We start from the raw sequence: 23,430 nt of genomic DNA, 5'->3' as shown, positions 1-23,430 counted from the left end.
TGAGACGCCGAACTTGACGCCGCAGGTTTGGGATGCGGCGATCAAGCGGGTGACGGACAAGAATCCGGATGTCAAGGTTGACAAGTTGGTTTCGCCTACGCAGGATCGGACGGCGTATGCGAAGCAGTTGTTGGCTTCGGGGCAGTTGCCGGATGTTTTGGTTGCGGTGTCGCCGGCGGGGTTTGCGGAGTCGGGCAATCTTTATGAGTGGAAGTCGGAGGAGTTGGGGGACTTCTTGTATCCGCGGAACGGGGCGATCAACGGGAAGGTTTATCAGCTTCCGGCGAACACGCAGACGATTCCGGTGGTGTATTACAACAAGAAGGTTTTTCAGCAGTCGGGGATCTCGGCGCCGCCGAAGACGTATGGGGAGTTGTTGGAGGACTCGGCGAAGTTGAAGGCGGCGGGGGTGACGCCGTTTGTTATCGGTGGGGGGAAGACGACGCATGATGCGTTGGGGCCGACGTGGGCGGGGATTCTGGGAACTGATGTGTATGGTAAGGATCCGGCGTGGATGGCGGACCGGCGGGCTGGCAAGGTCAAGTTCTCGGACCCTGACTTTGTGAAGGCGGCTGGGAAGTTGGCTGAGTTGGCGGCGAAGGGGTACGTCGACAAGGGGATGTTGTCGCAGGATTATGCGGCTGCGCAGACGACGTTCCTGACGGGTAAGGGGGCGATGTACGCGATGGGGAACTGGTTCGCGGCCGCGGCGGATGATCCGAAGACGAAGCCGGACTTCGAGATTGGGCAGTTCTTCTGGCCGTCGGATGACGGGAAGTTGCGGGTGCCGGCGTTTACCGGGGGTGGGTTGCTGGTGAACGCGAAGGCGAAGAACCTGGATGCGGCGAAGAAGTTCGCGTTGGCGTATCAGTTGGACAAGACGAATCTGGATACGTCGTGCAAGGCGGACGGGCTGATTCCGGCGATCAGGAACTACACGCCGCCCGGTGATGTGGGGGCGGTGTACAAGCAGGGGTATGACATGTTCCGGGAGGCTGAGGCGCAGAAGGCGGTGGTGCCGGCGTTCGGGTTCGAGGCCGGGGATGACGGGATGCTGGTCGGGGTGACGGAGAAGTGGGACGCGTCGGCGGCGGACCTCGTGACGGGGCAGAAGTCGGCGGCTGACGTGGGGAAGTTCCTGGACACCGAGTGGGAGAAGGCGTCCTGACCACGACGGACACCGCCCGGCGGCCTGTGATCAGGCCGCCGGGGTCGGTTCCACGGCAGCGGCCACGTCGGCGTGGGCGTGCGATGTGGTCGGGGTTGTGGAACTTCTTGACGTTCGGGGCGCCGGGGTTGCTGGTCTACGTGTGTTTTGTGCTGGCGCCGATTCTGATCAGCGTCGGGTACAGCCTGACGAACTACAACCCGTTCCGACCGCCGACGCGGTTCGTGGGACTGCGGAACTACCAGTTGTTGTTCGAGGACCCCGAGTTCCGGGGCGCGCTGCGGGTGACCACGATCCTCACGCTCATCGTGGTGATAGTGCCGAACGTGCTGGGGTTGGTCATCGCGTTGCTGCTCGACCGGCGGGGGTGGTTCTACAACGGGCTGCGCAGCGTTTTCTTCGTGCCGGTGGTGCTGAGCTCGGTGGTGGTGAGCATCATCTGGACCCGGATGATGGCCGACGACGGCGTGATCAACCAGGCGTTGCGGGCGTTCGGAGTGGGCAAGCCGCCGGGCTGGCTGTCCGATCCGGATCTGGCGGTGTATTCGCTCGGCGCCATCCTTTCCTGGCAGACACTGGGATTCTGCGTGGTGGTGTACCTGGCCGGGCTGCAGGGCGTGCCGAAGGAACTGCTGGAGGCGGCGGCCATCGACGGGGCCGGGCCGGTGCAGCGCTTCCGCAAGGTGACCTGGCCACTGCTGGCGCCGGCACTCACGATCAACACCGTGGTGCAGCTGATCTCGGCGTTCAAAGTGTTCGACCACGTACAGGTGATCACCAACGGCGGCCCGGGGGAGGGGACCACCGCGTCGATCGCGTTCACCGTGCTGCAGGTCGGTTTCACCGCCAACCGGCAGGGCTACGCGTCCGCCATGGCCATCGTCATGCTGGTGATCATCGCCGTCGCGTCCGCGGTGACGCTGAAACTCCTGCAACGGCGGGAGGTGGAACTGTGATCAAGCTACACCGCGAGTGCTCTCACCCGATCCCCGGCGGGCCCACGAACCCACCCCCCACCCGGTTGGGTGGGGGCCTGCTGGCCATTCTACCTGCGGAAATGGGGTTGAGGGGCGAGTTCGGGGTGGTTGTGGACAGGTGGAGTGGTTGTGGATAGGTCGGCGTGGGTGCGGCCGGTCGGTGCGCTGATTGTCGGTGCGGTGTTCTTCGTGCCGTTGTACGTCGTGCTGGCCAACGTGTTCAAGGATGGGCCGAGGATCAGTGCTGATCCGATCGGACTGCCTCTTCCGCCTACCCTGGACAACCTGGTCGCGGTGATGAGCCGGCCGGACGGGTTGTTCTGGGTGAGCTTGACGAACAGCGTGGTGATCACGACGGCGTCGGTGTTGGTGTTGACCGTGCTGTCGGCGATGCTGGGGCACTACCTGGCGCGGAGCCGGAGCCGGTGGGCGCGGGTGGCCATGGTGTTGCTGCTGTGCGGGTTGATGATCCCGCCGCAGGTGATCCTGCTGCCGATCACCGAGGTGTTGGGGTTCCTGGGGATGATGACCACGGTTCAGGGGTTGGTGCTGTTCAACGTCGGGTACTACATCCCGTTCGGGGTGTTCGTGTTCTCCGGGTTCATGCGGCAGATCCCGCGTGAGCTGGAGGAGGCGGCGGCGATCGACGGGGCGAGCCGGTTCCAGACGTTCTGGCGCATCGTGTTCCCGCTGCTGCGGCCGGCCAGCGCGTCGGTGGTGATCTTCCTGGGGGTGTGGATCTGGAACGACTTCCTGAACCCGCTGATCATCCTCGGCCCGGGGAAGGGGACCACCATCACCACCGGCATCTACCGGGCGATCGGGCAGTACCAGGCCGACTTCGGCACAGTGTTCGCGCTCATGTTCCTGGCCACGATGCCCGTCCTGATCTTCTACCTCGCCCTGCAGCGCAACTTCGTCAAAGGCCTGACCGGCGGGGCGACCAAGGGTTGAAGGATCATTGGGCAGACTGACCAGAGAACATCGCAGTTTGTCGAGAGGGACCTGCCGTGCCAGTCACCGACGAGGCCATCGAGAAGATCAAGGCCATGATCGTCACCGGGGAGCTCGGTCCGGGTGACCGGCTGCCCAAGGAGAACGACCTCGCCGAGCGGCTCGGCCTGTCCCGGAACTCGCTGCGCGAGGCGGTGAAGGCGCTGTCGCTGATCCGGGTGCTGGACGTCCGCCAGGGCGACGGCACCTACGTGACCAGCCTGGAGCCCAACCTGCTGCTGGACGCGATGAGCTTCGTCGTCGACTTCCACCGCGACGACACCGTGCTGGAGTTCCTCGAGGTGCGCCGCATCCTCGAACCCGCCGCCACCGCCATGGCCGCCACCGCGATGTCCGACGAGGCCATCGCCGGCCTGCGCGTCGTTCTCGACCAGCTGGACGACTCCCCGACCATTGAGGCGCTGGTGGCCAACGACCTGGAGTTCCACCGGCGGATCGCGCTCGGATCGGGTAACACCGTGCTCTGCTCGCTGCTGGACGGGCTGTCCGGACCGACCACCCGGGCCCGGATCTGGCGTGGCCTCACCCAGGAGGGCGCCGTCGACAAGACCCGCGAGCAGCACGTGGCCATCTGCGACGCGATCGAATCCCGCCAGCCCGACGTCGCCCGTTCCTGGGCCACCGTGCACATCGCCGGCGTTGAGCAATGGCTACGCAGCACGCTGGTGGAGACCGAGATGGGTTGATCCTGTGCGCCTCTTTGGCGAGGCCCGGGTAATGTGCCGATTCAGCCTGATTCGAGTGCTTGGCGATGGACGTCCACGGTATCTGCCGCGACGCGTCGCCAGGAGAAGTTCCGTTCGACGTGCTGCCGTCCCCGCACGCCCTGGCCGGGCATTCACCCGGATCCGCAATGGCGGCCAGCATGAGCCATGCTCTCGAGGTTCACGATGCCCAGCCGCTCGTAGATCGACGGGCAGACCACAACGGTGGCGTGGGAAGGACTTGGCGCAGCACGGCGCGGTCGTACACACCCCCGAGCCAGGCCCTCAGGGCCGCCGCCACGAAGTCACGCAGCCCCATCTGTCTGGTTGCGCGTATTCGTATCGGCGCCGTTGTGCACCACCAGAACCCGCTCGGCGGGAATATCCGGATACTCGCGATGAATTTCCCGCTTGACCGCGTGCGACACGGCGATCACCTGCGCGGCGCGCGCGAAACTGGTTCGCTCGATCCAGGTCGAGAGGTCGAATTCTGCCCTGCGCGTGCTGGCCTTCAGGTGTGCGAGTGAATGACGTCGGACCGGCGGGGTCGCGCGGCGAGCGTGGCCGCGACCGAGACTCCGAAGGCGGTGACTTGGAGCGCTTTGCCGGCTCTTCGCAGTTGAGGGTGTGGCGGGCGTGTGACGTCGTCGAACTATCCGGTCTGCAAAGGCCCGGCGACCCTGTAAGTGCTGAGGATGACGGACGGGAATGCTTGCGTGCCGGCGAACTCGAATGACCGTGCCGGGGTTCCTTCCGCAAAGAAGCGCTTCCCGGTGCCCAGTAGGACCGGATAGACGATCAGCAGGACTTCATCCGCAAGCCCATGTTCGAGCAGCGTCGAGGTCAGCGTGGAGCTACCCGAGAGGACAAGGTCCGGGCCGTCCTCCGATTTGATGCGGCGAACGCCCTCGACGATGTCCTGTCCAAGGCCCTCGAACGGGCCCCATTCAAGACTTTCCGGACGGTGGGTCGCGACAAATTTTGTTGCCGCATTGAGGCGATCCGCCATCGGACTGCTCGGCGCCTTTGGCCAGAAACCCGACCAGAGATCGTAGGTGCGACGGCCAAGCAGCAGATCGAAGCTCTCGCCGTGCGCGGCGAGCATCGCATCCCGGCCCGCGGGAGTCCGATAGGGCGCTGTCCACTCGCTGTAAGGGAAATCGCCGTCGTCGGCGGAATGCTGGATCACACCGTCCAGCGAGATGTGCTCGATGATTTTGAGTTTTCTCATGTGAGTCTCCGTGTTCCGGGGTTGGCGTCCGTCGTAGCTAGGCGTGCGCGGCGGACGCGCCTCGTTCAGCCAGCACCGCGTCGAGTTGGGGCATCGCCGCGCGCAGCCCTTCTTCCATGCCCGGTATCGCTAGCTCCATGGCTTCGACGCTTGAAAACCGAGTGACAATGGTCAGGCGCGATCCCGTCGGCGTGGCGTCGAAGGTGAACTTCATCGCCGACGGCATGTTCTCGTCCTCGGCGTTGTCTTCGCCGTCGTGCGCCTCGAACGAGCTGATGGGATTCACCGCGGTGAACTTCCAGGAGCCGCTCCACATCTCTCCGTTCTGCCCGCTCAGGAAGTATTCGGCGCGACCGCCCACTCTCAAGTCATGACGCGTGAACGTGGCGGGCCAGGTAGGTGGTCCCCAAAAGCGCTCGAGCTGGCGCGGGTCGGCGAAGGCGTCCCACAGGCGTTGTTGCGGAACGGGATAGTCGCCCACGACGGTGAGGGTGAGCTTTGCGGCGTCTTTGGTGACAGAGGTCAGTGGCATCGTCATTGTTCTTTCGGTAGAAGAACCTCGTCGAGCTGCGCCATGCGCTGGCGCCAAATGGACTCGAAGTGGTCGAGGAGCTCGCCAGCGCGCCGGAGCCGCGCTAAGTTGGTGGAGACCAATTGCTCGCGGCCGTTTGGACGCTTCTGAATGAGACCCGCGCGCTCGAGCACGGCGACGTGCTTTTGCACGGCGGCGAAGCTCATCTCGTAACACGCAGCAAGATCGGACACCGACGGCGTTTCCGTGAGCGACCGCGCCAAGATGTCGCGGCGCGTGCCATCGGCCAAGGCACGGAAGAGCTGGTTGAGCGACTCTTCGCTCTCCCTTCGAAGTACAACCATGTGGTTGTACGTTAGCCTCGTCCGATCACCTTTGCAACACCGGGAAGACCTCGACGTGCCCGACGCTACCTTCGCCTGCCCTGACCTGACCACGTTCCGCCGTCTTGAGGAGTTCGGCCTCGAAGTCGTCGGCCAGCGGCTCGAACCGGACCGTGCCGTGCTGGCGTGTCGGGTTGTCGAACCTGACGACGGATCTGATCAGTGGTGCCGCCGGTGCCGATGCGAAAGGGCGGCCCGTGACACCGTGGTCCGGCGATTGGCCCACGAGCCGCTGGGCTGGCGGCCGACGACCTTGGACGTCGTCGTGCGTCGCTACCGGTGCACCGGGCGCGGGCACGTGTGGCGCGAAGACACCACTCGCGGGCCCACCCTCGGGCCAGGCTCTCGCGCCGTGGGCCGCGGTGGGCACTGGAAAGCGTCGTGTGCCAACACCTGACCGTCGCCAGGGTCGCCGAAGGCCTCGGCGTCGCAGGGAACACCGCGAACGACGCAGTCCTGGCCGAGGGCAAGCGCGTCTGATCGGCGAGGCCGGACGGTTCGACGGCGTGCTCGTGATCATCGATCTGACCGGCATCCGCGACGGCATCGGCCCAGCACAGCTACTGGACATGGTCGAGGGCCACTCCAAGCAGGCGTTCAAGACCTGGCTGGCCGAGCATCCCGCAGCCTGGCGTGCCGCGGTCGAGGTCGTGGCGATGGACGGGTTCAGGCCATCCACGGTCACCGCAGGCACAAGAACGACCCCGCGCTACTCCGCACGCAGGACGCTGCACACCGGCGCCGGGCTGCTCACCGACAAGCAGAAGGACCGGCTGGACGCGCCGTTCGTCGATGACGAGCACGTAGCAGGTCGAGGCCATCTGGGGGCTCTACCAGCGGGTGATCGCCGCCTACCGCGAACCCGACCAGGCCCCACGGCAACTGACGCAGCAGCTGATCACGGGCGCCTCGAACACCTCCGCGGCTCCGCCCTCGGGTTCCGCAACCTCACCAACTACATCGCCCGATCCCTACTCAAGACCGGCGGGTTCAGGCCGCAACTACACCCTCGATCATGAAGAGCCGATTTGCCGCTGGGCAGACCGGACGGCCCGTCAGCTGTGCGCGGGTGGCGGTATCGAGGACTTCACGGTCCGCGCTGTCTCTCCGACGGATAGTGCCCGGACACGAACCGCAATCCTGCGCAACGGAAGGCTACTCGGACGTGTGAATCCGGTAGGTGCGGCGCGCGGTGCCGGCGAGGATGTCTGCGCGTTCGGTGGTGGAGGCGCCGGTGAGGAGGTCCTCGGTGAGGGTGAGGACGTCGGTGTAGCAGGCGGCGAGCTCGCAGACCGGCCAGTCGGAGCCGAACATGACGCGGTCGGCGCCGAAGCAGGACAGGATGTGGTCGGCGTAGGGGCGGATGGTCTCGGGGGTCCAGGTCTGCCAGTTGGCTTCGGTGATCAGACCAGAGAGTTTGCAGGTGACGTTGGGGAGGGTGGCCATGTCGGCGATCCAGGAGGCCCAGGGTTGGCCTTCGCCGGATGCGATGCCGGGTTTGCCGGCATGATCGAGGACGAAGCGGACCTCGGGGAGTTGGCGGGCCACGATGTAGGCGGCGGGTCGTTGCGGAGCGCGGACCAGGATGTCGTAGACGAGGCCGGCGGCGGGTAGCTTGCGCAGGTTCCGCTGCACGTCCTGCCGCAGCAGCCAGCGTGGGTCAGGCTCATCCTCGGCCTGGTGCCGGATTCCGACCAGCAGATGTCCACCAGCCGTCGCCCGAAGCCGGTCGATCCGTGCAGCGCCATCGGCCGCTGTCAGGTCGACCCATCCCACCACCCCGGCAACCAACCCCTGACTATCGTATGCAATCCGCAGGAACTCCTCGGTCTCCTCCATCGAGGACACGGTCTGCACCAGCACCGTCGCGGTCACATCAGGTCCAGCAGCCGCTCGCAGATCGTCCATCGTATACGATCTTCGCAACGGGGTCAGCGCTTCTCCGGCCATCCACGGGTACTCGCGCCTACCCGGATCCCACAAGTGGTGGTGCGCATCGATGATCATCGCGGCACCCGGGCGAGAGCACCCGGCAACTCATGCCGGAGGTGCATATTGTATGCGATCGAGTGGGAGCGTTTATCGTATACGATCGGCGGGGTTGGGGTCGGGGTGATCATGCGGGGACCGGGGTGTCGGGGTGGAGGAGCCCAGTTGTGATCAGGTCGGGCCAGAGCTCGGCGGGGACGGGCTTGTCGAAGAGGGTGGCGTTGCGGGTGATCTGGCTGGGGTCGCGGGTGCCGACCACGACCGAGCTCACCGCGGGGTGGCCGGCGGCGAAGGCCATGGCGGCCTGGGGGACCGGGACTCCGTGGCGGGCGCAGATCTCGCCGATCCGGAGTGCGCGGTCGAGGAGCTCGGGCGGGACTTCGGAATAGTTGTACATCGCGTCGGGGCCGGGGTGGTCGACAGCGAGGAGACCGCTGTTGAACACGCCGGCGGCGAGGACGGACACGCCTGTGCGGACGCAGAGGGGGAGCATGCTGTCCAGGGCGGTCTGCTCGAGGAGGGTGTAGCGGCCGGCCAGCATCACCGTGTCGATGTCGGTTTCGCGGACGAAGCGCTCGAGCATCTGCCACTGGTTCATGCCGGCGCCGATTCGGTTGATCACGCCTTGGGCGCGGAGATCGTGTAACGCCGGGTAGGCCTGAGTGAGGGCTTGCTCCCAGTGGTTGTCGGGGTCGTGCATGAGCACGATGTCGACGCGGTCGAGGCCCAGCCTGTCCAGACTGGACTCGAGGCTGCGGCGGACGCCGTCGGCGGTGAAGTCCCAGACCCGGCGCAGCGACCGGGGGACGTCGAAGCCATCGGCGAGGTCCCGTTCGGCCGCGAGCTCCGGGCTGGGGACGAGGAGGCGGCCGACCTTGGTGGAGATCTGGAACTCGGAGCGGGGGCGGGTGGCGAGGGCCGCGCCCAGCCGCCGTTCGGACAGGCCGAGCCCGTAGTGCGGCGCGGTGTCGTAGTAGCGGACGCCCAGCGACCAGGCGGTGTCGACGGCGGCGAGCGCCGTGTCCTCGTCGACCCAGCGGTACAGGCTGCCGATCTCCGCGCCGCCGAACCCCAGCCCCGTCACGCCATCACCTCGCAAGCTCGCTCACGGCAGCTCCCATACTTTTCCGATGCCGAGGTCGGTGCCGGAGTAGTCATCCGGCACGTCGAGCAGTTCCGCCATCCTGGTCTGCCACGGCACGTTCGCCGGGTGGTCGGCGAGGGCGCGGCGCATGGCTTGATAGTCCTCCACTTCGACGAGGTGGAACAGGTCCAGACCGTCTCGCCAGATCTCCCAGCGGTGCACGCCGGCGGTGCGGAGAGCGGCGTCGAGGTCAGTCGGGATCACCGCATGGATCCGCTCGTAGTCGGCTTCGCGGCCGGGCTTCAGCTTGGTGTGCAAGGCAATTCGCTGCATCAGTCCTGCGCCTTCCCGGTGGTGAGCCGCGCGAGGACCAGCGCGACGAGGATTACCAGGCCGTACACCATCTGGATCTGCTCGGCGGGCACCTGGGCGAGCGTGAGCACGGCCTGGATCAGGCCGAGCAGCACGACGCCGGAGAGGGCGCCGAACAGGGAGCCCTTGCCGCCGTCCAGGCTGATGCCGCCGATCACCGCGGCGGCGAACACCTGGAAGATCATGCCGCTGCCCTGGTTGGCGGCCACGGAGCCGAGTTGGGCGGAGAGCATCAGTCCGGCGAGCGCCGCGAGCATGCCGGCGACGACGAAGGTCACCCAGATCACTCGCTCCACCCGGATACCGGCGGCCCGGGCGGCGGCGGGGTTGCCGCCGACGGCGTAGAGCGAGCGGCCGATCCGGGTGTAGCCGAGCACCAGGATGCCCACCGCGAACGCGGCCGCGACGATCCAGATGGCCGCCGGCACGGTCAGGAACCGGGAGTTGGCGAGGTCGTCCAGGAACGGGATCTGCTTGGCCAGGTTGGACATCGTGGCGCCGCCGACGATGGTCAGCTGCAGGCCGCGCAACGTGATCAGCATGGCCAGCGTGACGATGAACGCGGACAGCTTGAACCGCACGATCAGCAGGCCGTTGAACACACCGACCAGGGCCCCGAACACCAGCGCGGCGGGCAGCACGGTCCAGGCCGGCCAGGGCGCGCCGAGCGCGGTGGTCTTGCCGATCACCAGGAACACCGCGACCGCGGGCGCGATGCCGACCACGGACTCCAGCGACAGGTCGAACCTGCCGACGATCAGCACCAGCGCCTCGGCCAGCACGACGAGGGCGAGCGGCGCGAGGTTCTTGAGCACCGAGTCGACGAGGTAGGACTTGGTCAGGAACACGTCCGGTTTCGTCACGTAGCCGTAGATCACCAGCGCGGCGATGGGTGGGATCAGCGCGAGATCGCGCAGCCGGGCCAGGCGGACGCGGCGCACCGCCCGGCGCTGCGCCGCGGCGTCCGGCAGCGCCGCCGCGACAGTGTCATTCAACAACGTGTTCACCCGCTATCGGTCCAGTCATCCGGTCTGCTCGGTTCGTCCTGTGGTAGGCCGACTCCTCGGACAGGCCTCCGGCCTGCCCTCGATCGCCGGACGGGTGAACACTGTGGCGGTATCAGTCATCCCCGATTCCTTCGATCTCGGCGACCAGTTCGGTCTCGTCCCAGCCGCGCGGGTGCTCGGCGATCACCCGGCCGGCGGACATCACCAGCACCCGGTCGCAGATGCGCAGGTCGGCCAGCTCGTCGGAGACCAGCAGGGCACCGCGGCCCCGCCGGGTCTCCGCGTCGACGGCGCCGAGCAGGGACTGCTTGGACCGCACGTCGACACCCGCGGTGGGCTGCACCAGCACCAGCACGTCCGGGTCGCTGGCCAGGGCCCGGGCCATGACCACCTTCTGCGAGTTGCCGCCGGAGAGCTCGGCGACCGGCTGGTGCGGCCCGGCGGTGTGCACGTCGAGCGACGTGATCAGCTTGCGGGCCAGGGCATCCCGCCGAGCGGGCCGCACGGTTCCGGCCGGCCCCAACCGCTCCGCGATGGTCATCGTGGCGTTCTCGGCTACGGAGAGCGCAGGCACGAACCCGTCCACAGTGCGATCTCCCGGCAGGTAGCCGATCCCGCCGCGCAGCGCCGCCGGCACGCTCGACGCCCGGATCCGCCGGCCGCGCACCCTGACCTCGCCGGACCGCGGCCGCAGCCCGGCCACCGCCTCGGCCAGCTGACGCTTTCCGGAGGCCGCCGAGCCGGCGACGCCGACGATCTCCCCGGGCCGCACCAGCAGGTCGACGTCCCGCACGAACCCGGGAACGCCGACGCCGGTGAGCTCCAGCACCGGCTCGGCGGCGTCGGGCACGGGTGGCCGGTCCGCTCCGACGTGGACCAGACCACGCGCGTCGCCGATCATGGCGGCGACCAGCTCGTCCTCGCCGAGCGCGTGGACCGGCGCGGTGAGCACGTGCCGGGCGTCGCGGAACACGGTGACCCGCTGGCAGATCTGGAAGATCTCCGGCAGATGGTGGGAGATGAACACGAACGTGACGCCCTGGGCGCGCAGGTCGCGGAGCCGGTCGAACAGCCGGGCGATCGCCCGGGCCTCCAGCTGGGCGGTCGGTTCGTCGAGGATCACGAAGCGGGCACCGAGGGAGAGCGCACCGGCGATCTCGACGAGCTGGCGCTGCTCCACGGTGAGCTCGCGGGCGGGCAGGTCCGGATCCACCGGAACGGCCCAGGATTCCAGCAGTTCGGCGGCCTCCCGGCGGAGCCGGGTGCGGGACAGTAGGCCGAGCCGGCCGCGGGGTTGCCGGTTGAGGAACAGGTTCTCGGCGACGGACAGCTCGCCGACGACGGACGGTCTCTGGTAGACGCAGGCGACCAGGGCGCGCCAGGCCGCGCGGTCGCCGGGCGGGGGAGCGGGGACGCCGGCGAAGCGGACCTCGCCGGCGTCCGGTCGCAGCAGGCCGGTCAGCACCGAGACCAAAGTGGACTTTCCAGCGCCGTTTCGGCCCACCAGCGCGTGGGTTTCACCCGGTGCCACGGACAGCGAGCCGTCCGCGAGGGCCACGGTCGGACCGAACCGCTTGGCGATCCCGATCGCCTCGACCACCGCCGGAGTCATGAGCTCTTGTTACCCCACAAGGACTTGTCGTCCACATTGTCCTTGGTGACCAGCGGGGCCGGTAGCTGGTCCTCGAAACCGTTGGGCAGCTTGATGATCGTGCTGTCGTGATCGGACGGACCCGGGCTCGGGGTGAAGCCGGCCAGCGCCTGCTTGGCCCAGTACAGGCCGAACTGCGCGTACTTGTCGGCCGGCTGCGAGACGGTGGCGTCGATCTCACCCTTGCGGATGGCGTCGTACTCCTGCGGGATGCCGTCGTTGGACACCACGAAGATGTGCTTCGGGTCACTCGGCGGCACGATCAGGTTGCGCTGCTTGAGCACCTGCAGCGTCGGGTCCAGGAACACGCCGCCGGCCTGCATGTAGATCCCCTTGATGTCCGGGTCGGTGGACAACCGGGTCTCCAGGGCGGCCTGGGCCTTGGCGCCCTCCCAGTCGGTCGGCTCCTCGAACACCTTGATGTTGGGGAACTTGCTCGTCATGCACTCCTTGAACGCCTCGGAGCGGTCCCGGCCGTTGATCGAGGACAGCGCGCCCTGGAACTCGATGACCTTGCCGGTGCCGCCGAGCTTCTGGCCGAGGAACTCGCAGGCCTTCTGTCCGTACGCCCGGTTGTCCGCGCGCACCACCATGTACACCGCGCCGGAGTCCGGCCGGGTGTCGACGCTCACCACCGGGATCTTCTTGCCGGCCAGCTCGTCCAGTTTTGGGCCGATGGCGCCGGTGTCCTGCGGTGCCATCACGACGGCCTTGGCGCCCTGGGCGACGAGGCTGTCCACGTTGCCGATGAGCTTCTGGATGTCGTTCTGCGAGTTGGTCGGGCCGACCAGCTTGATCCCGAGCTCGCCGGCTTTGCCTGGCACGTAACCGTTGTAGGCGTTCCAGAAGTCCGAGTCGGCGCGCGGGAAGTCGACGCCGACGGTGTTCCCGCCGGATGCCGAGCCGCCACCGGAGTCAGGGTTGTCCTTGCTGCACGCGCTCACGGTGATCACGACGGTCGCGAGCGCGGCCGCCCAGGGCAGAATCCTCATTGATCGTCCTCGCTTCGCTGCAGGGGAACGAGATTTCTAGGATCTGGGCCGCAACCGCAGGCCCTGCATGCCGCCGTCGACGGCGAGCGCCGTGCCGGTGACGGCGCCGGCCCGGGGGCTCGCCAGGTAGGCGATCGCGGCGGCCACCTCGGGTGCGGACACCAGCCGCCCCATGGGTTGTCTGGCCCGCAGCGCCGCCAGCTCGGCGTCCGGGTCGTCGGCGGCGTCGAGCAGCCGGCGTACCCACGGGGTGTCCGCGGTGCCGGGGTTGACGCAGTTGACCCGGATGCCCTCGGCCACGTGGTCGGCGGCCATGGCCAGGGTCAGCGAGAGCACCGCGCCCTTGGTCGCGCTGTACAGCGCCCGGTTGGGCAGTCCCGCGGTGGCGGCGATCGAGCAGGTGTTGACGATCACCGCGTGCTCCGAGGCGCGCAGGTGCGGCAGCGCCGCACGGGCCACGCGCACCATGCCGAACACGTTGACGTCGAACACTTTCCGCCATTCGTCGTCGGGGTTGGCCTCGACCGTGCCCTGCGCGCCGACGCCGGCGTTGTTGACCACGATGTCGAGGCCGCCGAGGCGCTCGACCACCGTCTCGATCGCGGTGCGCACCGACGCGTCGTCGGTGACGTCGGCCTTGAGCCGCAGCAACGACTCCGGCGCCCCGGACGGCTCCAGGTCCAGGCAGGCCACCTGGGCGCCCCGCTCCGCCAGCAGGGTCGCCGCCGCCAGCCCGATCCCCGAACCGCCCCCGGTCACCACGGCCACCAGGCCGTCGAATTCGCTCGTCACGGTGCGCTCCCTACGCGTGCCTGTGTCCACACGGGACCGTCCGGGTACGCGTACCGGGCCAGCGACTCCGGCCGCATCGAGGCGCTGAACCCCGGTGCGGTCGGCGCGACGTAGTTGCCCCGCCGGATGGTCACCGGGTCGAGGAAGTGCTCGTGCAGGTGGTCGACGTACTCGATGACCCGGTTGTCCATCGATCCCGACACCGCAACGTAGTCGAACATCGACAGGTGCTGCACCAGCTCGCACAGCCCGACCCCGCCGGCGTGCGGGCACACCGGGACACCGAACTTGGCCGCCAGCAACAGGATCGCCACGTTCTCGTTCACCCCGGCCACCCGCGCGGCATCCAACTGCAGGTAGGAGATCGCGCCGGTCTGCAGCAACTGCTTGAACACCACGCGGTTCTGCACGTGCTCGCCGGTGGCCACCCGGACCGGGGCGATCGCGCGGGCGATCGTGGCGTGCCCGAGCACATCGTCCGGGCTGGTCGGCTCCTCCACCCACCAGGGGTCGAACCGGGCCAGCTCGCGCACCCAGGCGATCGCGGTGCCGACGTCCCAGCGCTGGTTGGCGTCGATGGCGATGCGGATGTCCGGCCCGACGGCGTCCCGGGCGATGCCCAGGCGCCGGATGTCGTCCTCGACGCTGCTGCCGACCTTCAGCTTGATCTGCGTGAACCCGTCGTCGACCGCCTGCTTGCAGAGCAGCCGCAACTTGTCGTCGTCGTAGCCGAGCCAGCCGGGGGTGGTGGTGTAGCCGGGGTAGCCGATCTCGCGCAGCGTCGCCTCGCGCGCCGCCTTGCCGGGCTCGGCGCGCCGCAGGATCGCAAGCGCTTCGCCGGGGGTGAGTGCGTCACTGAGGTACCGGAAGTCCACCAGCGCCACGAGTTCCTCCGGGGACATCCCCGCCAGCAGCTGCCACACCGGCAGCCCCACCCGCTTGGCCTTGAGGTCCCACAACGCGTTGATCACCGCGGAGATGGCCATGTGCACGATGCCCTTCTCCGGACCCAGCCAGCGCAGCTGCGAGTCGTGCACCATCTCCTTCCACATCCCGCCGAGGTCGGCCAGCGTGCGGTCCAGCCGCCGGCCGACCACATAGGACTCGAGCAGCCGGATCGCGGCCGTCTGCACATCGTTGCCGCGCCCGATGGTGAACGCGAACCCGTGCCCCGCCAGGCCGTCGCCGGCGTCGGTCTCGATCACGACGTACGCCGCGGAGTAGTCCGGGTCCGGGTTCATCGCGTCCGAGCCGTCCAGCTCCTGCGACGTGGGGAACCGGATGTCGAACGTCCGCAGGCCGGTGATGGTCGGGATCATCAAGCCTGCCCCAAGACTTGGCGCTGCCGGCCCAACCCGTCGATCTCCACCTCGATCACGTCCCCGGGCCGCAGGTACGGCTTGGGCTCGGGCTGCCCGAGCGCGACACCGGCCGGCGTGCCAGTGTTGATCACGTCGCCGGGTTCGAGGACCATGAACCGGCTCACGTAGTGGATCAGCTCGGCCACGCTGAAGATCATGTTCTTGGTGCTGCTCTGCTGCTTCGGCTCGCCGTTGACCCAGAGTCGCAGGGCGAGCTGCTGCGGGTCGGGCACCTCGTCGGCGGTCACCAGCCAGGGCCCGAGCGGGTTGAACGTCTCGCACGACTTGCCCTTGTCCCAGGTGCCGCCGCGCTCGAGCTGGAACTCCCGCTCGGAGACGTCGTTGGCGATCGCGTAGCCGGCCACGCAGGCCAGCGCCTCGGCCTCGCCGGCGGTGTACCGGGCGGTCCGGCCGATGATCACGGCCAGCTCCACCTCCCAGTCGGTCTTGGTGCTGCCGCGCGGGATGAGCACCTCGTCGTTCGGCCCGACGACCGTGTTGGGTGCCTTCATGAACAGCACCGGCTCGGCCGGGGGCTCGGCGTGGGTCTCGGCGGCGTGGTCGGAGTAGTTCAGTCCGATGCAGACGACCTTGCCCGGGCGGGCGACCGGCGGGCCGATCCTGGTGGCCGGGTCGAGCTCGGGCAGGTCACCGGCCTCGACTGCGGCGCGGGCGCCCGCGATCCCATCGCCGGCCAGCCACGACCCGTCGATCTCGGTGACCACGCCGGACAGGTCGAGCAGCCGGCCCGCGCGGTCCAGGGCGGCCGGCCGTTCCTGCCCGGGGGCGCCGACTCGGAGCAGCCTCATGCAAATCCCCTCGTCAAACATCGGATCTATTGCGTTGATGTATAGCCGCCGGTCGGACACATGGCAAGTCCACGTCGGAAAATGACACGAGAGACGTCGGATGTTAACGAGAGTTGTTTGGTGTTGGTGTATTCGTGGTCGAATATCGGTCTAGACCAGATGATTCATCCGATGAGTCGCTGGGTGTGCCGTGGGCCCGGCCTCGATCTTGTCAGAGGCGTGTGCGAACATACGTTCGACTGCTGGCCGGGACGAGATGGGACCTTCGGATGTGCGAGATGTGTGGCGGGAAGACCGCCGACGCGGTGCGGCGCGACATGCTGGCGCGGATCGCGAAGTACGACTACACGATGGTGAGCGTGCGGGAGGAGCGCGCCCGGGACGGCAGCTGGGTGGCGCCGGGGTTCGTGTACTCGGTGGGGTTGTGGAGCTTCCACCGGGTGCCGGAGGTGATCGTGGTCGGGGCGCCGGCCCGGCACGCGGTGGAGCTGGTGCAGCGGTACGCCGGCATGGCCAAGCGGGGCAAGCGGTTCGGGCCCGGTGGGCCGTATCCCGGGTTCGTCGCGGACGGCACGGTCATGATGGAGCTGGTGGCGCCCGGGTTCTACGCGGAGTGGTTCGCCAGCGCCTTCGACTTCTACCCGACCGGTGACTTCCCGGCTGTGCAGCTGCTGTGGGCCGACCGGGAGCAGGTGTGGCCGTGGGAGCCCCGGTGGGCGCGGCGGAACACGCCGCAGCCGGTGCTGACCCGCAGCGGGCGCCCGGAGAGCTGGCGGGTGGCGGCTTAGGAGCGGAATTCAGTACCGGGTTTCGGTATCACCACGGATGCCTCCGGCCTCCGGTGTGGGCGACGGTTGAGCTGTCCACACGGAACTCGGAGGTGAGCGCGGGTGTACGCGCGACTGCGGCGGGGCACCTCGGTCTACGGCGTCGACGGCGCGATCGAGGTGTCGCTGCTGCGTGGCGCGGCCGGTGACGAGGTGCTGCTGAGCCTGTGGCCGACGCTCGCCGAGGCGGCCGCGGACCCCGGGGCGGAGTGGTACGAGGTGCTCGGTGACGCGCCGGGCACCGACGCGCCGGTCAAGAACGACGCAGCCGCCGCCGTCGTGTTGTTCGGCGGTCCGCTGTGGGCACCCGTCCGCTTTCCGCATCCGGTGGGCACGTCCCGGGCGCTGACCCTCTGGCAACCCGAGCGGCTCAAGCAGGCGGTGGTTCTGCTCGCCGCGTCCCGTGCGTCCCTTGTGGACTTTTCGGGTCCGGTTGAGGCCGATCGCGTGGACGTCTACCAGGTGCTTTCCGTGCATGCGGGGTGTCCGCGGTAGACGATCAGAAATTCTTGTGAACCGCTCCGAACCGGTGTCCGTGTCTGTGGTGTCCGCAGATCAGCGAGACGACCGGAGGAGATCTCATGAAGTGGGTTCGCGCGATCACCATGACCGCGGCCGGGCTTGCGCTGGGTGCCGTCGCGGCCTGTGGGACGCAGGGCGGGGCCGTGTCCGGCGACGCCGTGGCGAACCAGGCTCAGGCCCAGCCCGCGGCAGCCGCGCCGTACGACGCGCCGGCCAACAACAGCACCGGCGCCGGTGTGCAGGCGACCAGGCTCGCCGCGACCGACGCCGCCTCGCTCGGCCAGATCGTGGCCGACGGCGACGGGCGTTCGGTCTACCGGTTCGACAAGGACACCGCCAAGCCCCCGCAGTCCAACTGCGCCGGCGACTGCGCGGTCAACTGGCCGCCGCTGCTGACCACCGACCCGGCCTCGATCGCGGTCGAAGGCATCGACAAGGCGCTGATCGGCGCGGTTGACCGGGCGGACGGCACCAAGCAGGTCACGATCGGCGGCTGGCCGGCGTACCGGTTCGCCAAGGACGCCGCGGCCGGCGATGTGAAGGGCCAGGGCGTCGGCGGCACCTGGTTCGCGTTCACCCCGGCCGGCAAGAAGGCCTCGGACAAGAACGCGGCGCCGGCGGTGGCGCTGACCGTGATGAAGGTCGGCAAACTCGGCCCGATCGTCACCGACAAGGACGGCATGACGCTGTACCGCTTCGACAAGGACACCGCCAACCCGTCGAAGTCCAACTGCGAGGGTGACTGCGCCGCGAAGTGGCCGCCGGTGACCGTTCCGCAGGGCGCGCAGTTCCAGCTCAACGGCGTGGACCAGGCCAACGTGGGCACCGTGGCGCGGTCCGACGGCAGCATGCAGCTCACCGTGGGCGGCTGGCCGATGTACCGGTTCGCCGGCGACGCCAAGTCGTGCGACACCAACGGCCAGGGCCTCGGCGGCGTGTGGTGGGCGACCAAGGCGACCGGAGCCCGCGCCAAGTAGGAGACCAGGACGGGCCGGCTGGCGGGCCCGTGGAGGGAGCTGAAGGCGGTCATCGCACCCGTGAGGGCGTGCGGTGGCCGCCTTCAGCGTGTTTTCATCCGATTGGCGGACCTTCGGTAACGGGCCGGGGGTTCTCAGGATCCGCTCAGCCGCCGTCGGTAACCTCGCGGCGTGGTACGGGTGCTGGACTGGGTCGGCACGCTGGTCCGGCTCGGGCTGGCCGCGGTGTGGCTGGTCTCCGGCGGGATCAAGGTGAGCGACCTCAACCAGACCTACGTCGCCGTGCAGGCCTACGACCTGCTGCCCCATGGCGTGGTCAGTGTCGTCGCGGCCGCGGTGCCGTTCCTCGAGCTGGGGCTCGGGGTGCTGCTGCTGGTCGGGCTCGGCACCCGGCTGGTCGCGGTGCTCTCGGCGGTGGTGCTGCTCGCGTTCATCGGCGCGGTCGCCCAGTCCTGGGCCCGCGGGCTGACCATCGACTGCGGGTGCTTCGGTGGCGGCGGGCAGGTCGCGGCCGGCCAGACCCGGTACCCGCAGGAGATCGCCCGGGACGCCGGGTTCCTGCTGCTGGCCGGGTGGCTGGTGGTGCGGCCGCGGACGCTGCTGGCGTTGGACGGCGTGTTCGGCAGAGGTGAGGAAGGGCAGACGGGTGGGCGGAGCGGAACGCACAGCGCGGAAGAAGCGGCAGCAGCAGACGGCGGCTAGGAAGGCCGTCACCTCGGCGCGGTCGGGCGGCGGCCGTACCAAGCTCGTCGTCGGCATCGTGGTCGTGCTGCTGCTCGCCGGCGCGGTCATCGGCGGGGTGCTCTACTCCAACGCCCAGAAGAACCAGACCGAGGGCCAGAGCATCACCCCGACGTCCACCCGCGCGGGCGACTACCCCGTCCGCCGCGACGGCGTCGTGGTCGTCGCCGGCAAGGACGACGCCAAGGTCACCATCGACATCTACGAGGACTTCCTCTGCCCCGTCTGCCGCGCCTTCGAGCAGGCCAACGCCTCCGCCATCGAGCAGAAGGTCAGCGACGGCAGCCTCCGCGTCCGCTACCACATGGTCACCATCCTGAACAACCGCTCCGACCCGCCCGGCTACTCCCTCGACTCCGCCAACGCCGCCCTCTGCGTCGCCGACGCCGGCAAGTTCCCCGCCTACCACGCCAGCCTCTACGGCAACCAGCCCGAGGAAGGCGCCCGCGGCTACGACAAGACCCAGCTCGCCAAGCTCGGCACCGACCTCGGCATCACCGCCCCCGACCTCAAGTCCTGCATAGACTCCGGCCGCTACAACGCCGACGTCCAATCGGCCACCAACCAGGCCGTTCAAACCCCCTACCTGCAACAGGACGGCGGCTTCGGCACCCCCACCGTCGCCGTCGGCCAGCGCGTCGTCAGCATCTCCGACCCCAACTGGCTCACCAAGCTCCTCAACTAGCCCCACCTGCCGCCCGCACCCGCCCGTCAGGTACCGTGTACCAGCACGCCGATCCACTCTCGGCGCGGGGCTGTAGCGCAGCTGGTAGCGCACCACACTGGCAGTGTGGGGGTCAGGGGTTCGAGCCCCCTCAGCTCCACTTCTTGATCAACAGGTCGCTAGACCTTGTTTCCGCAGTTCAGGTTATCGCCGGCTATGTCTATCCGATCATGAAGTGATCATTCGTGTTGCTGGCCTCGATCGATTCAGTATCCGCAGGTGGGAGGATTCTGGAGGGGGTTCTCGAGGCCGATCGATCCGACGCAGCCGGGTTTGTGCTGGTCGCGGTGCCACGCGGCTTCAGTGGCTGCCGGGTGATCACCTGACCGGCGGTGTGGGGGTCTGTGGAACGGTTATGCCGAGGCGCGTTCGGTGCCGAGTGATTTCGCGTTCAGAATGGCGATCGGTCGAGTGTTGGTGGTGGTAACGGCTTTCCGCCAGCGGCGTTCGAGCGCGTTGAGCAGTCGTTGCTCGACTTCGGGGGCGATGTGGCTGTAGGTCTCGATGATTCGGTTGTCTAGGTGGTGGCCGAGCCGCCGGGCTTGGGCGATTTCGGGTGTTCCGTCGGCGATCAGCCAGGTCTTGTGGCTGTGCCGCAGGCCGTGGAAGGTCAGTCCCGGAACGATGGGGTATGTGTGCACTGCAGGTTCGGGGGCATGGAGATTGCCGTCGATGGCCGGGCGCAGGATGCGCCGGTTGAATGTGCTGCGCCACAGCCAGGTGCCGCTGGCGGTGGTGAACACGAATTCGTGGGTGTGGCGCTGCAGGTGGGTGCGCAGCAGGGCGACCAGGAACGGCGGCAGGGAGACCGTTCGCGCGGAAGACGCCGTCTTGGGTGGTCCCAGCCAGCGGCGGTGGCTGCTCTCGTGTAGGGCGCCGATCTCGCCGTCGATGACCAGCAGCGGTCGTCGGGGTGGACACGGGTGCGGTGCAGCCCGGCCAGTTCGCCCCATCGGCATCCGGTCCACGCCGCGGTGATGATCATCAGCGCGGCGATCGGGTCGCCGAGGCTCTCGGCCTGCTTGGCGATCCACAGAACCTTCTCCGGTGTTGTCCATTTCCGCTCACGGACAGGTGGGTGGTGTCGCCGGCCGCGGTGGCGTCGTCGGCACACGGGGTTGAACGGGATGATCCCGTCGTCGACGGCGTCAGTGAGCAGCATCGACAGGAGCTTGGCGATCCCGGCGACGGTGGCGTGGGCGTAGCCGCTGTGGTGTAGTTCGGTGATCCAGGTGGTGACCGGCAGGGTGGAGATGTCGCACAGGCGGGTGTCGCCCCATCGGGGAAGGATGTGGCGGCGCCACTGGCTGGCGTAGTTGTCCCGGGTACGTTCGTCCAGGTCCAGGCTGTCGAACCAGACGGTGACCCACTCGGCGAGGGTCATCCGCGCACGCATCGGATCCACCCACACGCCGCGACGCTGCTCGCGCTCCATCACCGACGCGTAGTCCTCGGCAGCCAGCTTGCTGGTGAACCCGCCGATCGACCCAACTCTGCCGGTCACGCCGACGTAGCGCACGCGCCACGACCGCTCGCCGATCTGCTCTGTCCAAGCCATGACACCCTCCCTGGGACTGGTGGCCGTGAAGGTCGGTCATGCACCCGATTCCGCAGGTCAGCAAGTCGATCGCACGGCAGCCGAGGCAAATGGGTGTTCACCAGACATGGCGCAGTGTGTCGCTCATCGTTTGTCGTGCCGATAAGCACGGGCGAAGGGCTTCGCCCGGAAACTGGAGTCGTCTCCCATGTGGATGAACAGGTGCCCCTCGATCGTGGCGTCATCGCTGAGGGTTGCCCAGCTGCGCCCGCTGACGTGGTCGCCTTCGTCGTCGCCGTCCCAACTGAACTCGATACAGGTGCGGCCGTCGCGTTCGACGGTGCGGCAGTCCATCCAGCCGCGGACGGCGATGAAGCCGAACTGGCCGGTCCCGTCCTTGGCGAACTCGATGAAGCCGGGTTCGGCGAGGTCGATGGCGTCACGGTCCCATTGGTCCATCTCGACGATCCGCCACCGGCCGGTCAAGGGCGTCACTGATCGTTTACTGGGTGCCATGCGGTGCGAGGGTAGCCGTCGCGGATCGGCTCGACGTGTCAGGTATTGAATGGCGCGCGTGGTGAGCATCGAAGTCGAGCGGGTACGTCGGTTGATCGATGGGTTGCGGCGCGATCGTCGGACGCATCCGCGGCACGGGCGAGGTGAGTACTCACGGCTGGCGAGAGACGTCGTGGCTGCGTGTGAGGCTTTGATCCAGAGTGAGCCTGCGGGTGTGCCGGCCCTCGCGCGGCGCGCGGTCGATCTCATGACGACGGCGTTGATGTACATCGATGATTCGTCTGGCATCCTGGGAGATGACCTTCGTAGCCTGATGGCCGTGCACGCGCGCGCTTGTGCGGCGGCGCCACCCGATCCGGAGCGGTTGGCGGGGTGGCTGGTGACATTGCGGCTTGATGGGCCTGGTTGGCCGGATTTCGAACTGCGCGACTATGTGGCCGTGTTGGGGGACAAGGGCTACGCAGAACTGTCCCGCAGGGTCGACGACCGCTCTAGGACGGCGGGACCGGACCTGTTTGGCCGGACACCGTTCGGTATCCGGGTGTTGCGTGAGCAGCTTGCCGAGCTCTCCGGCGACGTTGACCATTACGTCGCCGTGCTGGCCGACGACCTCTACGCCGCGCCCCAGTACCGCAAGATCGTCGACGCGCTACGCCGCGCCGGCCGGCCGGCCGAAGCCGAAGGCTGGGCGCAGCGTGGGTTGGGGATCGGCAACCCGATCGAGAAAGGAAAACTTCGGGATGTCTATGGGGACCTGCTACTCGAACGCGGCGCCACCGACGAGGCATTCGTGCTGAGGTGGCAACTGTTCGAGCAGAACCCGACCCAGGCCCACTACGAGGATCTGCGCCGCACCAGCGAACGCACCGGCCACTGGCACGCCGCCCGCGACGAGGCGATCAGCCGGCTGCGCGACGCCGCCGCGGCCCAGGCCGGCTACGCCGACCATCTCATCGGCGTGCTGCTTGACGAGGGCGAACCAGACGATGCCTGGCAGGTAGCGGTCGAGCATGCGGAGGACCTGTTCGACTCACGGTGGCATCAGCTCATCTACCTGCGCCAGCCAGTCCACCCGCGGGACGTGATCGAGCCGTGGCAACGACTCATCCAACGGCGACTGGACGCCAGCACCGACAAGTACCGGTACGGCAAAGCCGTCACGATGCTCCAGCGCCTTCGTGACGCCTACCTTGCCGCCGGTGACGCGACCGGCTTCGGAACCTACCTTGACGACCTGCGTGACCGTCACCAGCGCAAGACATCGTTCATCGCCAAACTCGACCACGCCAGCCTGGGTTCCTCCGGCTGGGGGCCTATTCGGTGACGCGGGCCATGTAGTGGGGCTCGATGCTGTTGTCTGTCCTGAGCTGCGGGTGTGGTTGGCCTTCGGCGTAGGGCAGGCAGCGTTGCGCCAGTTCCATGGGGGCGGCGGTGAGGTCGGTCAGCCAGCGGATCCACTCGGGGAGCAGGGCTATCAGCTGGTTGGCGAACTCGTCGAGGTAGTAGTTGCGCACGTGCGG

General features: G+C 68.0%; 26 protein-coding genes, 1 tRNA gene and 2 pseudogenes. 12 read left to right on the top strand and 17 right to left on the bottom strand.

The features are described from left to right. The 4 genes from VGR06_RS13885 to VGR06_RS13870 all read left to right on the top strand — a co-directional run. On the top strand, window positions 1–1,168 hold a 1,168-nt coding region (locus tag VGR06_RS13885; RefSeq protein ID WP_327559463.1), incomplete at its 5' end, for an ABC transporter substrate-binding protein. Window positions 1,169–1,263: 95 nt separating this feature from the next. Next, on the top strand, window positions 1,264–2,124 hold the full coding sequence (locus VGR06_RS13880) for a sugar ABC transporter permease (RefSeq protein WP_327559462.1): 861 nt from the start codon (window positions 1,264–1,266) through the stop codon (window positions 2,122–2,124). A 150-nt stretch (window positions 2,125–2,274) separates the two neighbouring features. Next, window positions 2,275–3,099: a carbohydrate ABC transporter permease gene (locus VGR06_RS13875; RefSeq protein ID WP_327559461.1), complete on the top strand. Its 825-nt coding sequence runs from the start codon at window positions 2,275–2,277 to the stop codon at window positions 3,097–3,099. A gap of 56 nt (window positions 3,100–3,155) precedes the next feature. Further along, on the top strand, window positions 3,156–3,845 hold the full coding sequence (locus VGR06_RS13870; RefSeq protein WP_327559460.1) for a FadR/GntR family transcriptional regulator: 690 nt from the start codon (window positions 3,156–3,158) through the stop codon (window positions 3,843–3,845). Between the two features lie 323 nt (window positions 3,846–4,168). On the opposite strand, the gene VGR06_RS13865 is transcribed toward VGR06_RS13870, so the two are convergent. The 4 genes from VGR06_RS13865 to VGR06_RS13850 are packed head-to-tail and all read right to left on the bottom strand — an operon-like array spanning window position 4,169 to window position 5,970. After that, window positions 4,169–4,519: a glycosyltransferase gene (locus tag VGR06_RS13865; protein WP_327559467.1), complete on the bottom strand. Its 351-nt coding sequence runs from the start codon at window positions 4,517–4,519 to the stop codon at window positions 4,169–4,171. After that, complete coding sequence (locus VGR06_RS13860) at window positions 4,516–5,094, bottom strand: dihydrofolate reductase family protein (RefSeq protein WP_327559459.1); 579 nt, start codon at window positions 5,092–5,094, stop codon at window positions 4,516–4,518. The genes VGR06_RS13865 and VGR06_RS13860 overlap by 4 nt, the downstream gene beginning before the upstream one ends. 37 nt (window positions 5,095–5,131) lie before the next feature. Beyond that, window positions 5,132–5,632, bottom strand: coding sequence for an SRPBCC domain-containing protein (locus tag VGR06_RS13855; RefSeq protein ID WP_327559458.1), 501 nt, complete (start codon window positions 5,630–5,632; stop codon window positions 5,132–5,134). Continuing rightward, window positions 5,629–5,970: an ArsR family transcriptional regulator gene (locus tag VGR06_RS13850; protein ID WP_327559457.1), complete on the bottom strand. Its 342-nt coding sequence runs from the start codon at window positions 5,968–5,970 to the stop codon at window positions 5,629–5,631. Before VGR06_RS13850 ends, VGR06_RS13855 begins: the two co-directional genes overlap by 4 nt. Before the next feature lie 55 nt (window positions 5,971–6,025). Here VGR06_RS13850 and VGR06_RS13845 point away from each other — a divergent pair. Then, a pseudogene (locus tag VGR06_RS13845) lies at window positions 6,026–7,028 on the top strand (ISL3 family transposase). A 136-nt stretch (window positions 7,029–7,164) separates the two neighbouring features. Here VGR06_RS13845 and VGR06_RS13840 read toward each other — a convergent pair. The 9 genes from VGR06_RS13840 to VGR06_RS13800 form a co-directional block, all read right to left on the bottom strand. Further along, window positions 7,165–8,013 (bottom strand): amidohydrolase family protein, encoded by an 849-nt coding sequence (locus tag VGR06_RS13840; RefSeq protein WP_327559466.1) that lies wholly within the window; start codon window positions 8,011–8,013, stop codon window positions 7,165–7,167. 112 nt (window positions 8,014–8,125) lie between these two features. Further along, window positions 8,126–9,082, bottom strand: coding sequence for an aldo/keto reductase (locus VGR06_RS13835; RefSeq protein ID WP_327559456.1), 957 nt, complete (start codon window positions 9,080–9,082; stop codon window positions 8,126–8,128). A 21-nt stretch (window positions 9,083–9,103) separates the two neighbouring features. Further along, window positions 9,104–9,415 (bottom strand): L-rhamnose mutarotase, encoded by a 312-nt coding sequence (locus VGR06_RS13830; RefSeq protein WP_327559455.1) that lies wholly within the window; start codon window positions 9,413–9,415, stop codon window positions 9,104–9,106. Then, window positions 9,415–10,461 carry an ABC transporter permease gene (locus VGR06_RS13825; RefSeq protein WP_327559454.1) on the bottom strand — a complete coding sequence of 349 codons (1,047 nt, stop codon included), beginning with the start codon at window positions 10,459–10,461 and terminating at the stop codon, window positions 9,415–9,417. The genes VGR06_RS13830 and VGR06_RS13825 overlap by 1 nt, the downstream gene beginning before the upstream one ends. Window positions 10,462–10,573: 112 nt before the next feature. Continuing rightward, window positions 10,574–12,073, bottom strand: coding sequence for a sugar ABC transporter ATP-binding protein (locus tag VGR06_RS13820; protein ID WP_327559453.1), 1,500 nt, complete (start codon window positions 12,071–12,073; stop codon window positions 10,574–10,576). Then, window positions 12,070–13,104, bottom strand: coding sequence for a sugar ABC transporter substrate-binding protein (locus VGR06_RS13815; RefSeq protein WP_327559452.1), 1,035 nt, complete (start codon window positions 13,102–13,104; stop codon window positions 12,070–12,072). Before VGR06_RS13815 ends, VGR06_RS13820 begins: the two co-directional genes overlap by 4 nt. Window positions 13,105–13,140: 36 nt before the next feature. Continuing rightward, complete coding sequence (locus tag VGR06_RS13810; protein WP_327559451.1) at window positions 13,141–13,896, bottom strand: SDR family oxidoreductase; 756 nt, start codon at window positions 13,894–13,896, stop codon at window positions 13,141–13,143. Continuing rightward, entirely contained in the window at window positions 13,893–15,215 is a 1,323-nt protein-coding gene (locus VGR06_RS13805; protein WP_327559450.1) for an L-fuconate dehydratase, read from the bottom strand. Before VGR06_RS13805 ends, VGR06_RS13810 begins: the two co-directional genes overlap by 4 nt. Next, a complete protein-coding gene (locus VGR06_RS13800) occupies window positions 15,215–16,066 on the bottom strand; it encodes a fumarylacetoacetate hydrolase family protein (RefSeq protein WP_327559449.1) in 852 nt (283 codons plus the stop codon). Before VGR06_RS13800 ends, VGR06_RS13805 begins: the two co-directional genes overlap by 1 nt. 269 nt (window positions 16,067–16,335) lie before the next feature. On the opposite strand from VGR06_RS13800, the gene VGR06_RS13795 reads away from it, so the two are divergent. The 6 genes from VGR06_RS13795 (at window position 16,336) to VGR06_RS13770 (ending at window position 19,957) form a co-directional block, all read left to right on the top strand. After that, window positions 16,336–16,854 (top strand): DUF4262 domain-containing protein, encoded by a 519-nt coding sequence (locus VGR06_RS13795; protein WP_327559448.1) that lies wholly within the window; start codon window positions 16,336–16,338, stop codon window positions 16,852–16,854. Window positions 16,855–16,956: 102 nt separating this feature from the next. After that, window positions 16,957–17,388 (top strand): hypothetical protein, encoded by a 432-nt coding sequence (locus VGR06_RS13790; protein WP_327559447.1) that lies wholly within the window; start codon window positions 16,957–16,959, stop codon window positions 17,386–17,388. Window positions 17,389–17,474: 86 nt separating this feature from the next. Continuing rightward, window positions 17,475–18,392: a hypothetical protein gene (locus VGR06_RS13785; RefSeq protein ID WP_327559446.1), complete on the top strand. Its 918-nt coding sequence runs from the start codon at window positions 17,475–17,477 to the stop codon at window positions 18,390–18,392. A 180-nt stretch (window positions 18,393–18,572) separates the two neighbouring features. Then, the gene (locus VGR06_RS13780) at window positions 18,573–19,094 is read left to right on the top strand and encodes a MauE/DoxX family redox-associated membrane protein (RefSeq protein WP_327559465.1); all 522 of its coding nucleotides are present in this window, start codon (window positions 18,573–18,575) and stop codon (window positions 19,092–19,094) included. Further along, complete coding sequence (locus tag VGR06_RS13775; RefSeq protein WP_327559445.1) at window positions 19,039–19,818, top strand: DsbA family protein; 780 nt, start codon at window positions 19,039–19,041, stop codon at window positions 19,816–19,818. Before VGR06_RS13780 ends, VGR06_RS13775 begins: the two co-directional genes overlap by 56 nt. A 66-nt stretch (window positions 19,819–19,884) precedes the next feature. Continuing rightward, window positions 19,885–19,957: transfer RNA gene (locus tag VGR06_RS13770), tRNA-Ala, on the top strand. Window positions 19,958–20,210: 253 nt separating this feature from the next. On the opposite strand, the gene VGR06_RS13765 is transcribed toward VGR06_RS13770, so the two are convergent. The 3 genes and pseudogenes from VGR06_RS13765 to VGR06_RS13760 form a co-directional block, all read right to left on the bottom strand. After that, window positions 20,211–20,816 carry a tyrosine-type recombinase/integrase gene (locus tag VGR06_RS13765; protein ID WP_327559464.1) on the bottom strand — a complete coding sequence of 202 codons (606 nt, stop codon included), beginning with the start codon at window positions 20,814–20,816 and terminating at the stop codon, window positions 20,211–20,213. A 317-nt stretch (window positions 20,817–21,133) separates the two neighbouring features. Further along, window positions 21,134–21,241: pseudogene (locus tag VGR06_RS43875) on the bottom strand (hypothetical protein); the annotation flags it as partial. Window positions 21,242–21,538: 297 nt separating this feature from the next. Then, on the bottom strand, window positions 21,539–21,979 hold the full coding sequence (locus VGR06_RS13760; protein WP_327559444.1) for a hypothetical protein: 441 nt from the start codon (window positions 21,977–21,979) through the stop codon (window positions 21,539–21,541). Between VGR06_RS13760 and VGR06_RS13755 the strand changes: the two genes are divergently transcribed. After that, a complete protein-coding gene (locus tag VGR06_RS13755; protein WP_327559443.1) occupies window positions 21,960–23,234 on the top strand; it encodes a DUF6880 family protein in 1,275 nt (424 codons plus the stop codon). The genes VGR06_RS13760 and VGR06_RS13755 overlap by 20 nt on opposite strands. Here VGR06_RS13755 and VGR06_RS13750 read toward each other — a convergent pair. Further along, on the bottom strand, window positions 23,224–23,430 hold a 207-nt coding region (locus VGR06_RS13750; protein WP_327559442.1), incomplete at its 5' end, for a hypothetical protein. The two genes, VGR06_RS13755 and VGR06_RS13750, sit on opposite strands and share 11 nt — an antisense overlap.

This window comes from Actinophytocola sp., from assembly GCF_036002505.1.
GTDB lineage: Bacteria > Actinomycetota > Actinomycetes > Mycobacteriales > Pseudonocardiaceae > DASYTH01.
Note: the sequence above shows the minus strand (reverse complement) of the source record. Positions and strands in the feature narration are given on the sequence as shown.